Origin of the sequence: Pantoea sp. USHLN298 (assembly GCF_037149395.1) — a bacterium.
GTDB lineage: Bacteria > Pseudomonadota > Gammaproteobacteria > Enterobacterales > Enterobacteriaceae > Pantoea > Pantoea astica.
This window is the reverse complement of record NZ_JBBCRO010000001.1, coordinates 778,521-791,751: the sequence shown is the minus strand read 5'-3', so window position 1 is coordinate 791,751 and position 13,231 is coordinate 778,521. Positions and strand designations below refer to the sequence as shown.

The following is a 13,231-nucleotide window of genomic DNA, read 5'->3' as shown; positions in this document are numbered from 1 at the left end:
CCCTGTTCTATGCATTAATAGAAATGGTCAATGCCAGCATGAAATTATCAGAAAGGCTTACCCTGCCAGAGCGGCATTCCTGCTTACGTTGTCCGACGTAAAGCAAAAACGGGGGGCGTCAAAAGCGAGTGTAATCCCTTCACCAGCGAGCATGACACGGTTTTTCTAGCAATAATCCGAAAGATTACTTTTCAGACAAAGAGCTATTGCCGCGAGTGTAAAAATATTTACATGAACAGGGGAAATTAATATTTGTAACAAAATAATACGAAAACTTGATTTTATCTGAATTAAACATCTTCATGATAAATAAGAAATTTCTTAATATTTCCCTGCAGAGCCTGTTGGATAAGGATTGCGGCGAAGCGAAATTTTCATTCACCGGACAAAATTGAGGGAAAAACGCCATCATAGGAAATCAAAAATTTTTTTTGAAAGATGAGAGGCTGTACATAAGTGAAGATGAATTGCCTGAATTATTTCATCAGACCGTCCTTCAGATAGTGACTTTTATATCGGACAGGCTTTAACTTCAGACCAGGAATTAACGTTTTAACCTTCAATATATAAACATTATTTATAGAGAACTTTTAACGCAGCTGTATCATGAATAGGAAAATGAGGATGCCAAGCCAGACTCATTGATCAAAAAGTCGTTTAATCCGGATTATTTTTTAGAATCTTTTAGCTGTTACAGGCCAGATTTTAACGAAAACAGCCGCAAAACGCCGCCCGCTCATAGCTTTCTGTTTCAGGCTGGTGATCCTTCCGATCTTAATCCGATGAAAACGACGGCATTAGCGGCGGGATGAGTTAAAGGTGATGTGATTGTGCGAACGCGCTGACAGCGTGCCGCCCGACGGCGGCACGCCCTGATCTCACCGACTCAGAAGAAGCCAAGCGGTTCAATGCTGTAACTGATCAGCAGATTTTTGGTTTGCTGATAGTGATCGAGCATCATTTTGTGGGTTTCACGACCAATACCCGATTTTTTATAGCCTCCGAAGGCAGCATGTGCCGGATAAAGGTGATAGCAGTTGGTCCAGACCCGCCCGGCTTTGATCGCCCGGCCCACGCGATAGGCACGGTTGATGTCACGTGTCCAGACACCGGCACCCAGGCCGTAAATCGAGTCGTTAGCGATGCTGACTGCTTCGGCCTCATCTTTGAAGGTGGTAATGCCAATCACCGGGCCAAAAATCTCTTCCTGGAACACCCGCATGCTGTTGTTACCCTTGAGTAAGGTCGGCTGGATGTAGTAACCACTGGCGAGCGTGTCGTCCAGCTTCTCCACACCACCGCCCACCAGCACTTCTGCGCCTTCCTGCCGGGCAACCTCAAGATAAGAGAGAATCTTATCGAACTGCTGCTGTGACGCCTGTGCGCCGACCATCGTTTCGGTGTCGAGCGGATCGCCACGCTTGATGGTTTTAACCCGTTTCATCACCGCTGCCATGAACGGCTCGTAGATGGACTCCTGCACCAGTGCCCGCGATGGACAGGTACAGACTTCGCCCTGGTTAAGGAAACCCAGCACCACCCCTTCCGCGGCTTTCTCAATAAAGCTCTCTTCCGCCTGCATGATGTCTTCAAAGAAGATATTGGGGGATTTGCCGCCCAGCTCAACCGTTGACGGGATCAGGCTTTTCGCCGCCAGTTCCAGAATATGGCCGCCGGTCGCGGTCGATCCGGTAAAGGCGACTTTGGCGATCCCCGGATGGGACGCCAGCGCTTCACCCGCCTCTTTACCGAAACCGTGCACCACGTTCAGTACGCCGGGCGGCAGTAAATCTTTAATCAGATCAACAAACAGGGTGATCGACAGCGGCGTCTGCTCTGCCGGTTTCAGCACTACGCAGTTTCCGGCACCTAACGCAGGTGCCAGCTTCCACGCAGCCATCAGCAGCGGGAAATTCCACGGAATAATTTGCGCCACCACACCCAGCGGCTCATGGAAATGATACGCCGCGGTAAATTCATCAATCTCCGCCGCGCTGCCCTCCTGCGCCCGCACGCAGCCAGCGAAATAACGGAAGTGATCGACCGCCAGCGGCAAATCGGCGGCCAGCGTTTCCCGCACCGGTTTACCGTTATCCCAGGTCTCGTTCACCGCCATATATTCCAGATTCTGCTCCAGCCGGTCGGCGATTTTCAGTAGCAGTAACGATCGCTGCTGCGGTGACGTTTTTCCCCAGGCATCTGCTGCTGCTGCCGCGGCGGCGACCGCATTATCGACATCAGCGCGGTCCGAACGCGGAAACTCGCCTGCTACTGAGCCATTTACCGGCGAGGTATTGGTGAAGTAGTTGCCCTTCACTGGCGCGACAAATTCACCATTAATGAAGTTGCCATAATTCTTTTGTAGCGTGATCAGAGAACCCTGTTCTCCTGGCGCGGCGTAACGCATGGTCATTCTCCTTACAGGTGACGAGATGCAACAATGATGAAACTTATTATTAACATGAATGATCATTGCCAGCCTGTCAGATCTGTCACCCGGAAACTGTGACCGCCCCGAAGGAAAACCCGCATGGGTTGCTGCTACAGATAATTCCGACTTTTCCCGGTTGCGCTTATAAATAAGAAACTTGTCAGCCTGAAGGGGTCAATATGAGGAAGAATTCACACGGGAGGTAAGCATGCTGGCTTCGGCTTTCACCCTGATGCGCGCTAAAGCAAACTTCGTGCATCAGTTCATCCGCAATCCGCGCAAGATGGGCAGCATTACGCCTTCATCCGATGCGCTGTGCCGCACAATGATCGCGTCGGTGGAATGGAATACTCAGCTGCGTATCGCCGAGCTTGGCGGAGGAGACGGTGTGTTAACCCGTCGGTTACTGGAACGAATGGCACCGGACGCCACGCTGGATGTGTTTGAGATCAGCAGTATGCTGGCGGAGAAGCTCAACGCACTGGACGATGACCGTATGACCGTCCGCACCTGTTCAGCGGAGTACCTCAACGGGCAGTATGATGCGATCTTCTCCGGTCTGCCGCTGTTGTCACTGCCGCCCGCGCTGCGTGAGGCGATTCTGCGCGCAGTCTACAATGCGCTGGGTCCCAACGGAGTGTTTGTACAGTTTCAATACACTTCCCTGACCCAGCCTGACCTGTCACGCTACTTTACCTGGGAGCGGCAGCGGGTGCTGAAAAACGTGCCGCCCGCCTGGGTTTATCGTTGTACCCGCCACTACGCGCCCTGAGCCTGCTCAACTGACGGGCGCGCCTGTTGCCAGAAGGCGGTTAACAGTGCACGCGCCCAGTCTTTTCCTTCCATTACAGCAGCCACATCGCTGCTGTCGTCCGGCAGACAGGCGCGCATGATGGATGACGAAAATTCGGGATGAAACTGCACTGACAGCGCCTGAGGTGAATAGCGAATGATCTGGCAGCCGTCACGCTCAGAAGCGGCTAATACCTGAGCCTGCGGCGGCGGCGTCAGCACCGACTGTCGATGCGACAGCCAGGCGCTAAAGGTCGACGGTACTCCCCGCAGCAGCGGGTCGCGCTGCGCCTGTGCGCCGCAGGTGACCGGCAACAGACCGCGTTCCCAGCCATTCGGGTTATCCGCCACCTCGCCGCCCAGCGCATACGCCATCAGCTGATGACCGTAGCAGACCCCCAGCAACGGCAATGACGCCTCGATGGCCGCTCTGATCCATGCCGCGCTGCGTTCGCTCCAGTCGGCATGATCGGTGACCATCGCCCACGAGCCACTGAGGATCGCCGCAGAGATCTGATCGAAGGCGGGCAGCGCCTCGCCCAGATGCGGACGGACGATCAGATACTCATCAGGCTGTAAATTTAACGCGTCAATAAACCAGCGTGGTTGTTCACCAATCTGCGCGACGACGTGAGCGGGCGGGACTTCGAGCTGAATTAATGCAATGGGCAAGGCGGGCGTGTGGGTCATACCGAATCGGGTCCTGTTCCAGAGAGGCGTTTCGGAAAATCAGTCTGACAGCAACGCGCAAAAAAGTCTTATGATTTTATTTTCCCCTCTGCGACAGAAAATTTCTTAGCGCTGCTGCCAGGAATGCCGCAGTTCGTGCCATCATTAGCGGGCTAAGCAAAAAAAGTTAAGGATATTATTGTGGCGGTGCGGCATTTCTTTCTGGTCCTGATGGTGGTGTGTATCTGGGCCTTCAACAACGTAGCGGTAAAATGGGGCTTGCTTGAGCTTCCGCCGCTGTTCCTGACCTTTATGCGTTTTGTGGTGGTCGCCATTGTGCTGGTGCCGTTTTGCCGCATCACCCGACAGCAACTGCCCTGGCTGTTGCTGCTGGCGTTCACTTTCGGCTTTATGCACTTCTCGCTGTTGTTTGTCGGAATGCGGTATACCGATGCCGGCACCGGCGCGATTGTGGTCCAGCTCGGCACGCCGATCGCCATGCTGCTGGCGATGGTGGTGCTAAAAGAGAAACTGAAGCTGGTGCAACTGGTGGGCATTCTGATCTCGCTGAGCGGCGTGGTGGTGCTCTCCGGCAGCCCGACCATTCCCACCTGGTGGGTGCTGTGTCTGCTGTTGTGCAGCGCAACCGGCTGGGCGGTAAGCAACCTGATAGTTAAAAAATCGCCATCGATTAAGCCACTGACCATGACCGGCTGGATCGCCTTTCTGGCGATTCCGATAGTCGGTGCCGCCAGCCTGATAATGGAGTCAAACCAGCTCTATGCCCTGAGTCATGCCGGCTGGCACGGCTGGTTCGCCATCCTCTACAGCGCCATCGCCTCGTCGATCGTCGCCTATACGCTGTGGTATATGCTGCTGAAAAAATATAACGTCAACCTGATTATGCCCTACTCGCTGCTGACCCCGGTGCTGTCGGTACTGATGGGGATCGTGGTGCTGGGCGACAGCCTTAACAGCTTCAAAATCATCGGCGCCTCGCTGGTGATACTCGGTACGGCGATTGCGGTGATTAATCTGCGTAATCTGCGGATGCATGCCCGCTTTCCGCGTCTGCGGCGACGTTAATCACGCGTGCTATGCTTGAGTGATTGTCACTCGTCAGGAGCACAGCAGATGGAGCATCAGCTCGCCACGTCCCTCTGGCAGCAGATGTGGCAGGGATTGCGTGGCAACGCCGCCGCACACCCGTTACCCACCTTTGTCGATCATGCCAGTTTTCCCGCCGCCTTTGCCGTCAGTGAACTGGCGGCCACCAGCATCGGCCTTGCCACCCAGGCCGCTGCCGACCTGATCAATGCCAGCCGGCCAGTTGAAGTGAATGTCCGGCTGGCGTCGCGCTGGTTCCGGCACAGTTTTATGCCGCTCAACCGGCCTGCTCCCGCGCTGTGGGACGCTTTCGCCGGCGATTACGCCAGTCGCGATGGCTGGGTCCGCCTGCACACCAATGCTGCCCATCACCGCCAGGCGATGGAGCAGGTGCTCGGCCAGCATCCCGATCGCGCCGCACTGGCCCGCGAGGTGCAGCGCTGGCAGGCTGCTGAGCTGGAGCAGGCGATCATTGATGCGGGCGGTTGTGCCGCAGAGATGCGCAGCAGCGCGGCCTGGCAGCAGCATCCGCAGGGCCAGGCGATAGCGCAGGAGCCGCTGTTCGCCTGGCAGCGTACCGATCAGGCTGCCGCGCCCGACTGGCCGTTACCGCCGGCGCGCCCGCTGCTCGGTGTCCGGGTACTGGATCTGACCCGGATTATTGCCGGTCCGGTCGCCACCCGCTTTCTGGCCAGCCTCGGTGCTCATGTGCTGCGCATCGATCCGCCTGGCTGGCAGGAACCGTCGCTGGATGAGGAGATCACCTGTGGTAAGCGCCGTGCGGTCCTGAATCTCAGACAGGCCAGCGATCGGGAGCAGTTCATCCGTTTACTGCGTGAGGCCGACGTACTGGTGCACGGTTACCGGGCCGATGCGCTGGAGCAACTGGGCTTTGATGCCGGAACCCGTCGGGCGCTGGCTCCGGGCCTGGTCGATGTCAGCCTGAATGCCTGGGGCTGGCAGGGTCCGTGGCGCAACCGGCGCGGCTTCGACAGTCTGGTTCAGATGGGCTGTGGTATTGCCGAACAGGGGATGCAGTGGCAGCAGAGTGATAAACCGACGCCATTGCCGGTGCAGGCGCTGGATCATGCCACCGGTTATCTGCTGGCGGCGGCGGTACTGGAGGGATTACGGCAGCGGCGCACTGACGGGCATGGCAGCCAGGTGCGGCTGTCACTGGCGCGTACCGCCTGGCTGTTGCAGCAGCATCCTGCTACGCCGGGCACTGTACAGTCCGGCATCACGCCGAAAACAGAGGATAACCTGCCCTTTTTTGAGTTCACGCCCTGGGGGCTGGGCGTAAGACTGCGCGCGCCATCCTGGCTGCCCGGCACCGCGCAATGCTGTGCGACACCGGGCTGTCTGCCGGGTACGCACCCGGCATCATGGTAAATCAGGCATCCTGCTGCGGTTCAGCGCTGTCGAGCAGTTCATTGTACATCGCCTGAATTGCCTCACGGCTCAGCGCAGCCAGCGTACGATAAAACGCAGTGGTGGCATGCGCCTCAACCTTCCCGAGGAAAGTGCCGCACCACGGCAGCAGATACTCTTCAAACAGCGCCAGCTGGGCGCTGCTCTCATCTTCCGCAGACTGATCTTCCAGCCACGACGCCGCCAGCAGCAGCACGCCAAAGTGATCGGCAGGCGCATCGCTCAGCGGCATACCACGCGAAGTCAGAAAAGCACGCACCTCCGGCTCCGTTTTACCTTCGGGCCACTGCGACGCATACGGCGATACCTTACAGTCGCTGCCGACAAACAGCGCATTGTAATCGGCGGCCAGCGCCTGCGGATCGCTGTTCTGTTGCAGGCGGGTCAGCAGTTCGTCCTGCTCCAGCGGCCACTGCGCCTGCAGTTTGCCCTCACGCAGCAGCGTAAACAGCGGCACCAGCAGCGGGTCCTGCGGCTGACGATTGTACAGTGAGCCGAGCACGCGGCACAGAATGGAAAACTCATTCATGAGTCAGATTTCCTTGAGGCAAAGTAAATTAAAAGTCAGCCAGTTCAGCAATCGATTTGCCGGTGCGCTGTTCGAGGAAGTCGAGCAGACGCCGCGGCGTGACATTTAACACCCGATCCTCCGGAAAATCCACTTCGCGGGTGATGCGCAGGCAGTGCTCAAAATGGCCGAGCGTAAAGGCGGTATGGGAATCAGAGCCAAAGGCCAGTCGTCCGCCCGCATCCCGCACCGCCTCGGCGATCGCCCGGCAGTTGGGTTCGCTGCCTGGACGAGAGTGGGTAAACGAGGAGTTATTGATCTCCAGCGCCACATCGTAGTGGGCCGCCGCCTCGGCAATCGCCGTGATATCCACCGGGAATTTCGGATTACCCGGATGGCTGATGATATGCACCAGTCCACCCGCCATCGCCGCAATCATCGCATCGGTGTGGTGCTTTCTGTCGCGCGGCGCGTAGACCGGCTCATGAAAGCCCGCCACGATCAGATCCAGCGCATCCAGCATCGGGCCGGAACAGTCAATCTCGCCCTGCTGGTTTTTTATATTGGCCTCAATACCGCGCAGAATCCCGACGCCATCAATCACTCGCGGCCAGATGCGCATATTAATAAAGTGCCAGTAGTGTGGCGCGTCGGCCATATCAGGGCCGTGATCGGTAATGGCAAACAGTTTCATCCCCGTTTGCTTTGCCTGAGTGACGTAATCGTGCAGCGTACTGTAGGCGTGGGTACTGGCGATGGTGTGCATATGCAGATCTACCGGATACATCATCTTCTCCTGCTGATAGCCCCTGACTGAACAGGGTAATTAGTAGCCACGCTGTCGATCGACCCGCCCCTGCGGTATTTCTCCCGCCTGATGCTGGTCAATCGCCCGGGCAATGTAGTCAATAGCTTCGTCGATTAAGGTTACCGCCGCATTATGCGGCGTCAGGGTCACGCGAGGATGAGACCAGAGCGGATGCGATTCCGGCAACGGTTCAACCTGAAACACATCCAGCGCGGCGGCTTTTAGCTGACCGCTGTTGAGCGCCGCCAGTAAGTCCGCTTCCACCACCTGCGCACCGCGCGCGATATTAAGGAAGAAAGCGCCGTGCGGCAGCTGCTGGAAAAAATCATGATTGATTAAGTTGATGGTTTCCGCCGTGCTGGGCAGCAGGTTAATTAACACCCGCGTGCCCTGCAGAAAATCGTGCAGCGACTCAGGGCCGGCAAAGCTGGTGACGCCGGCAATCTGCTTCGGCGAACGGCTCCAGACGCGGACCGGAAAGCCCCAGGGTTTCAGCGCTTCTGCCACGCTCCGTCCCAGCACGCCCGCGCCGAGGATGCCAATAGTAAAGCTGTCGCGCGGATAAGCGGGCAGCGGCTGCCAGCAGTGCTGCTGTTGCTGTAACCGATAGTCGTCAAAGCGCCGGAACCAGCTCAGCACGCTGTGGACCGCATACTCCTGCATCTGCCGCGCCATGCCGGTATCTTCCAGCCGGAACAGCGGTACCTCCTCCGGTAACATGTCCGGATACTGCTGCAGCTGCTTCAGAATTTCATCCACACCGGCGCCCAGCGCAAATACCCCGCGCAGCCCGCTGCGTCCCCGCAGCATCTCCGCCGGCGGGGAGCGCACCAGCGCGTAATCGGCCGGGCCATCATCGCCCGGTTGCCAGGCACGGACCCGCGCCTGCGGCAGGCGCTGTTGTAAACCGTTAATCCATGTCGCCGCAGATTGCGACGGGTGATACCAGATGATCTCCATCCTGCTCTCCTTTTTTTCTTTCAGCGTCAGGGAAAACCGGCATCAGGGCAAGTAAAAAGCGGCGGGAAAAAGCGCTTTTTTTAGCAAAAATAATTCCCGTGGCTTCACAATTCCGGACCGCTTCAGGGTGAAGTGGTCAGATAAGGTCTAAAGTTGGTCCTGTGGTCAATGCGTTACGCGCGGCCGCGTTTCGGACAAGGAGAAAAACCGATGACAAAAATTGAGGTAAACGCCACTGAACGGCGTCAGCGTTATGTCCCCCTTCTGCTCACACTGCTGCTAAGCGTGCCGGCCTTCACGGTTCACGCCGACGACACATCGCGCATGCTGAATAATCAGCCGCAGCCGCCGGATGTCCGTTTAGGGCCACTGTTTAATGCTGTACAGCAAGCGAAGTTCTATCCCGATCAAAAAACCTTTGCCGATGCCCTGCCTAAATTCGATCCGGCCTCGATCCTCGCCGACTGGCAGATGCAGAAAAAACAGCGCAACTTTGATCTGAAACGCTTTGTTGACGCCAACTTCACCCTGCCCGCCGCGGGCGATAAGTATGTGCCGCCTGCCGGGCAGAATCTGCGTGACCACATTGACGGCTTATGGCCGGTGCTGACCCGCACCGCCAGCAGCGCCGGTCAGTATGATTCGCTGCTGCCGTTGCCGAAACCTTATGTGGTGCCGGGCGGCCGTTTCCGTGAAGTCTATTACTGGGACAGTTACTTCACGATGCTCGGCCTGGCCGAAAGCGGCCACTGGGATAAAGTACAGGATATGGTGGATAACTTCGCCTCGCTGCTTGATCGTTATGGTCACATTCCCAACGGCAACCGCAGCTACTATCTGAGCCGTTCGCAGCCGCCATTCTTCAGCCTGATGGTGGATCTGCTGGCGAGCCATGATAACGGCAAAGCCTATACCCGTTATCTGCCACAGCTGCAGAAAGAGTATGACTACTGGATGGCCGACAGCGACAAACTGGCCGCCGGCTCAGCCAGCAAGCGGGCAATCAAACTCAGCGATGGCACGCTGCTGAACCGCTACTGGGATGCCCGCGATGTGCCGCGTACCGAGTCCTGGATGGATGATGTCACCACCGCGAAGAAGGCACCGCAGCGTGACAAGGCTGAGGTCTATCGCGAACTGCGTTCGGGTGCGGCGTCCGGCTGGGATTTCAGCTCCCGCTGGTTCACTGATGCCCATAATCTGGCCACTATCCGCACCACCCAACTGGCGCCGGTCGATCTCAACAGCCTGATGTTCCATCTGGAGCAGACGCTGTCGAAAGGCTATCAGATGAATAAGCAGGATGATCTGGCGAAGCAGTTTGCCGACCGCGCAGAGAAGCGCCAGGCCGCAATTAATCGCTACCTGTGGAATGACAAACAGGGCTGGTACGCCGATTACGACTGGCAGAAAAAACAGGTGCATCCGCAGCTGACCGCCGCCACGCTGTTCCCGCTCTACCTGCGGGTCGCCAGCGATAAGCAGGCGGAAAGCACCGCCAGCGCGGTGGAAAAACAGCTGCTGAAACCGGGCGGGCTGGTGACGACTACGGTCAACAACGGCCAGCAATGGGATGCCCCGAACGGCTGGGCGCCGCTGCAATGGGTCGCCGTGGAAGGTCTGGAGCACTACAACCAGCCGAAACTGGCGAAAGAGGTCGGGCTGCGGTTCCTGCAGAACGTGCAGAACACCTACGATCGCGAGCATAAGCTGGTAGAGAAATATGTGGTGGAAGGCAAGAATCTCGGCGGCGGTGGCGGCGGTGAATATCCGCTGCAGGACGGCTTTGGCTGGACCAACGGCGTTACCCTGAAACTGCTGGATAAATATTGCCCGAAAGATAAAACCTGTAACAGCGCCCACGATATTCCCCAGGCGTCTGCGTCTCAACCCTGACCTTATCCGGAGACCGCCGGCCTGGCTGGCGGTCTCTGCCCGCGCGTTTTAACGAAATTTACTTGACGTTCTTCAATTGGCAGGCAAAATTGCAGCGAACTTACAAACGGTAATAGTTCTCACTCTGATAATGAGAACGCTTATCGAGAATGTTAATCATCTGCTGAACCTCTGCCATGAAAGGAATTTCAATGAGATTGCCATCGCCGCTGAAAGGTTACGTCCCGTTCTGCACTCTGGCGCTGACTGCGCCTGCCCTGACTTTTGCTGCCGATATGGTAGTGACAGCCCAACCGCAGGAGCAAGCTGACTCCCCGACTCAGGGTTATCTCGCCACCACCAGTCAGGGCGCGACCAAAAGCGATCGCCCGCTGATTACCACACCGCAGTCGGTGTCGGTGGTGACGCGCCAGCAGATGCAGGATCAGGGCGCGCTGACCCTGAATCAGGCGCTGGGCTATACGTCCGGCGTCTTTACCAACTTCGGCGGTGCTGCAACCCGTTATGACACCATTGCCCTGCGCGGTTTCCACGGTGGCGATGTAGATAACACCTTCCTCGACGGCTTACGGGTGATGAGCGACGGCGGCAGCTTCAATGTGTTGCAGGTCGATAACGCCTTCCTGGAGCGGATTGATGTGATCAAAGGCCCCTCTTCCGCGCTTTATGGTCAGACGGTGCCGGGCGGGCTGGTCAATATGGTAACGAAACGTCCACAGTTCCGTGAAGAAGGTCATGTCCAGCTGCAGGCTGGCAATAACGCCACCACCGGCGCGATGTTTGACTACACCAACGCGATTAACGATCAGTGGGCGTTTCGCCTGACCGGTGTGACCCGCAACAGCGATACCCAGTATGACCATACGCGCGAAGAGAAGTATGCGCTGATGCCTCAGCTGATGTGGCAACCGGATGAGGATACTCAGCTGATCCTTAAAGCCTATCTGCAGAAAGATCCCTCCGGCGGTTATCACGGCTCGGTGCCGGGCGACGGCAGTATTACGGAGCATAATGGCTATAAGCTGAGCAACGGTTTTTATGAAGGCAACAGCGATCTGGATCAGTTCAAACGCCGTGAGCAGATCTACAGCTACGATTTCACTCATCGCTTTAGCGACGTCTGGTCGTTCTCCTCAACCGGCAGCTACAGCCATTCCAACGTCGATCTCGATCAGGTTTATCAGATTGGCTGGGATGCGCAGAATCCCGATCTGCTGAACCGTTACTATTCGGGTGAGCGCTCCTCACTGGCCGCCTGGGCCACGGATAACCGGCTACAGGCCGAATTTAACACCGGCGAGCTGGAGCATCGCGTCTCGCTGGGCGCGGAGTATCATCGCTATAAAAATGAGATCAGCAAAGCGGTCGGCAACGCATCGCAGCTTAATGCCGTGACCGGCGAACAGGTTGGCGACATGCCGGCCTACAGCTGGAGCGATAACAGCCGCAGCTACTATCAGACCGGCCTCTACCTGCAGGATGAGATGAAGCTGGATCGCTGGCATCTGGATCTCTCCGGCCGCTATGACCGCATCGTTGCCAGCAATAGCGGCAGTGACCGCCGTCAGGACGATCACATCAGCGGACGCGCGGCGCTGCTTTATGCGTTCGACAACGGTATCTCGCCATATGTCAGCTGGAGTCAGGCGATCACCCCTACCGCCCTGACCGACCCGAACAACAACCTGCTGAAGCCGACCACCGCGGAACAGTATGAAGCCGGGGTTAAATATCAGCCAAACGGCACCCGCGATCTCTATAGCCTGGCGGTCTATGATCTGACACAGAAAGATGTGGCTAACCGTAATGTACAGGATGGTACCTACACGCCGTCTGGCAAAGTGCACTCGCAGGGGATTGAGCTGGAAGCGCGTAATCAGTTGACGCCACGTCTGAGCACCGTCGCCAGTTACACCCTGAATCACCTGCGCTTTAAAGATTCCGTTGATGGCAATGATGGTCACACGCCTTACGTGACGCCAAACAGCATGGCGGCCTTCTGGGGACACTATCAGTTTGATTACGGCCTGAGTGCCGGCGCGGGCGTGCGCTATATCGGCAAACAGTGGGCAGATAACGAAAACACCACCCGTTTGCCATCAGTGACGCTGTTTGATGCCTCGGTTCGTGCCGATCTCGGCGTCTGGAACAGCAGCCTGAAAGGCGCGTGGCTGCAGGTGAATGCGAATAACCTGACCGACCGTAAATACGTGGCGGGCTGTTACGGCACGGGCTATTGCTACTGGGGTGCGGAACGCAGCGTGATGGCGACGGTGGGCTACGATTTCTGATCGCCAGAAGTGAAAAAGGGGACGAATCGCTTCGTCCCCTTTTTGATTAAATCTTTGTTAAATCGTTACGATCAACTGCGTACTTTACGATAGATAAACAGAACCACGATGGCACCGATGACGGCGACCACGAAGCTGCCGAAGTTGAACCCATCGACGCGACCGAAGCCAAACAGCGTACTGATCCAGCCACCCACTACGGCACCAATAATACCCAGTACGATAGTCAGAATGAAACCGCCACCGTCTTTACCCGGCATGATCCACTTCGCCAGGATACCTGCGATTAAGCCAAAGACGATCCAGGAAATAATACCCATCTGTTGCTCCTTCCTTTT

11 protein-coding genes are annotated in these 13,231 nt (G+C 56.9%); 5 read left to right on the top strand and 6 right to left on the bottom strand.

Going from position 1 to position 13,231, the window contains the following annotated elements:
* Positions 1 to 886: 886 nt before the first annotated feature.
* Positions 887 to 2,407 (bottom strand): acetaldehyde dehydrogenase ExaC, encoded by a 1,521-nt coding sequence (gene exaC, locus WFK59_RS03820; protein ID WP_336755043.1) that lies wholly within the window; start codon positions 2,405 to 2,407, stop codon positions 887 to 889.
* Between the two features lie 232 nt (positions 2,408 to 2,639).
* Here exaC and WFK59_RS03815 point away from each other — a divergent pair, with 232 nt between their 5' ends.
* Positions 2,640 to 3,203: a class I SAM-dependent methyltransferase gene (locus WFK59_RS03815; protein ID WP_233984559.1), complete on the top strand. Its 564-nt coding sequence runs from the start codon at positions 2,640 to 2,642 to the stop codon at positions 3,201 to 3,203.
* Here WFK59_RS03815 and WFK59_RS03810 read toward each other — a convergent pair.
* Positions 3,191 to 3,913: a glutamine amidotransferase gene (locus tag WFK59_RS03810; RefSeq protein ID WP_233984560.1), complete on the bottom strand. Its 723-nt coding sequence runs from the start codon at positions 3,911 to 3,913 to the stop codon at positions 3,191 to 3,193. The genes WFK59_RS03815 and WFK59_RS03810 overlap by 13 nt on opposite strands.
* A 180-nt stretch (positions 3,914 to 4,093) precedes the next feature.
* On the opposite strand from WFK59_RS03810, the gene WFK59_RS03805 reads away from it, so the two are divergent.
* Entirely contained in the window at positions 4,094 to 4,978 is an 885-nt protein-coding gene (locus tag WFK59_RS03805; RefSeq protein WP_336755041.1) for a DMT family transporter, read from the top strand.
* 48 nt (positions 4,979 to 5,026) lie between these two features.
* A complete protein-coding gene (locus WFK59_RS03800; protein WP_233984562.1) occupies positions 5,027 to 6,391 on the top strand; it encodes a CoA transferase in 1,365 nt (454 codons plus the stop codon).
* A gap of 1 nt (position 6,392) precedes the next feature.
* Here the strand turns inward: WFK59_RS03800 and WFK59_RS03795 are convergent, their stop codons facing one another.
* Genes WFK59_RS03795 through ghrA form a run of 3 tightly spaced genes read right to left on the bottom strand, consistent with a single transcriptional unit; the run spans position 6,393 to position 8,706 of the window.
* A complete protein-coding gene (locus WFK59_RS03795) occupies positions 6,393 to 6,959 on the bottom strand; it encodes a TorD/DmsD family molecular chaperone (protein ID WP_336755039.1) in 567 nt (188 codons plus the stop codon).
* 28 nt (positions 6,960 to 6,987) lie between these two features.
* Positions 6,988 to 7,725, bottom strand: a complete 738-nt coding sequence (locus tag WFK59_RS03790) for a phosphatase (protein WP_233988192.1) — start codon at positions 7,723 to 7,725, stop codon at positions 6,988 to 6,990.
* Between the two features lie 39 nt (positions 7,726 to 7,764).
* Positions 7,765 to 8,706 (bottom strand): glyoxylate/hydroxypyruvate reductase GhrA, encoded by a 942-nt coding sequence (ghrA, locus tag WFK59_RS03785; RefSeq protein ID WP_336755037.1) that lies wholly within the window; start codon positions 8,704 to 8,706, stop codon positions 7,765 to 7,767.
* Between the two features lie 210 nt (positions 8,707 to 8,916).
* On the opposite strand from ghrA, the gene treA reads away from it, so the two are divergent.
* Positions 8,917 to 10,602, top strand: coding sequence for an alpha,alpha-trehalase TreA (treA, locus tag WFK59_RS03780; RefSeq protein WP_336755035.1), 1,686 nt, complete (start codon positions 8,917 to 8,919; stop codon positions 10,600 to 10,602).
* A 191-nt stretch (positions 10,603 to 10,793) separates the two neighbouring features.
* Positions 10,794 to 12,893 carry a TonB-dependent siderophore receptor gene (locus tag WFK59_RS03775; protein ID WP_336755034.1) on the top strand — a complete coding sequence of 700 codons (2,100 nt, stop codon included), beginning with the start codon at positions 10,794 to 10,796 and terminating at the stop codon, positions 12,891 to 12,893.
* Between the two features lie 71 nt (positions 12,894 to 12,964).
* Here WFK59_RS03775 and WFK59_RS03770 read toward each other — a convergent pair whose 3' ends face one another.
* Entirely contained in the window at positions 12,965 to 13,213 is a 249-nt protein-coding gene (locus tag WFK59_RS03770) for a GlsB/YeaQ/YmgE family stress response membrane protein (protein WP_031375306.1), read from the bottom strand.
* Positions 13,214 to 13,231: the final 18 nt, after the last annotated feature.

Excerpts from the sequence above, each read along its gene's own strand:
- treA (WP_336755035.1), top strand. The coding sequence starts at position 8,917 with ATGACAAAAATTGAGGTAAACGCCACTGAACGGCGTCAGCGTTATGTC.
- WFK59_RS03810 (WP_233984560.1), bottom strand. The coding sequence starts at position 3,913 with ATGACCCACACGCCCGCCTTGCCCATTGCATTAATTCAGCTCGAAGTC.
- WFK59_RS03770 (WP_031375306.1), bottom strand. The coding sequence starts at position 13,213 with ATGGGTATTATTTCCTGGATCGTCTTTGGCTTAATCGCAGGTATCCTG.
- exaC (WP_336755043.1), bottom strand. The coding sequence starts at position 2,407 with ATGCGTTACGCCGCGCCAGGAGAACAGGGTTCTCTGATCACGCTACAA.
- ghrA (WP_336755037.1), bottom strand. The coding sequence starts at position 8,706 with ATGGAGATCATCTGGTATCACCCGTCGCAATCTGCGGCGACATGGATT.
- WFK59_RS03790 (WP_233988192.1), bottom strand. The coding sequence starts at position 7,725 with ATGTATCCGGTAGATCTGCATATGCACACCATCGCCAGTACCCACGCC.
- WFK59_RS03800 (WP_233984562.1), top strand. The coding sequence starts at position 5,027 with ATGGAGCATCAGCTCGCCACGTCCCTCTGGCAGCAGATGTGGCAGGGA.
- WFK59_RS03795 (WP_336755039.1), bottom strand. The coding sequence starts at position 6,959 with ATGAATGAGTTTTCCATTCTGTGCCGCGTGCTCGGCTCACTGTACAAT.
- WFK59_RS03775 (WP_336755034.1), top strand. The coding sequence starts at position 10,794 with ATGAGATTGCCATCGCCGCTGAAAGGTTACGTCCCGTTCTGCACTCTG.
- WFK59_RS03815 (WP_233984559.1), top strand. The coding sequence starts at position 2,640 with ATGCTGGCTTCGGCTTTCACCCTGATGCGCGCTAAAGCAAACTTCGTG.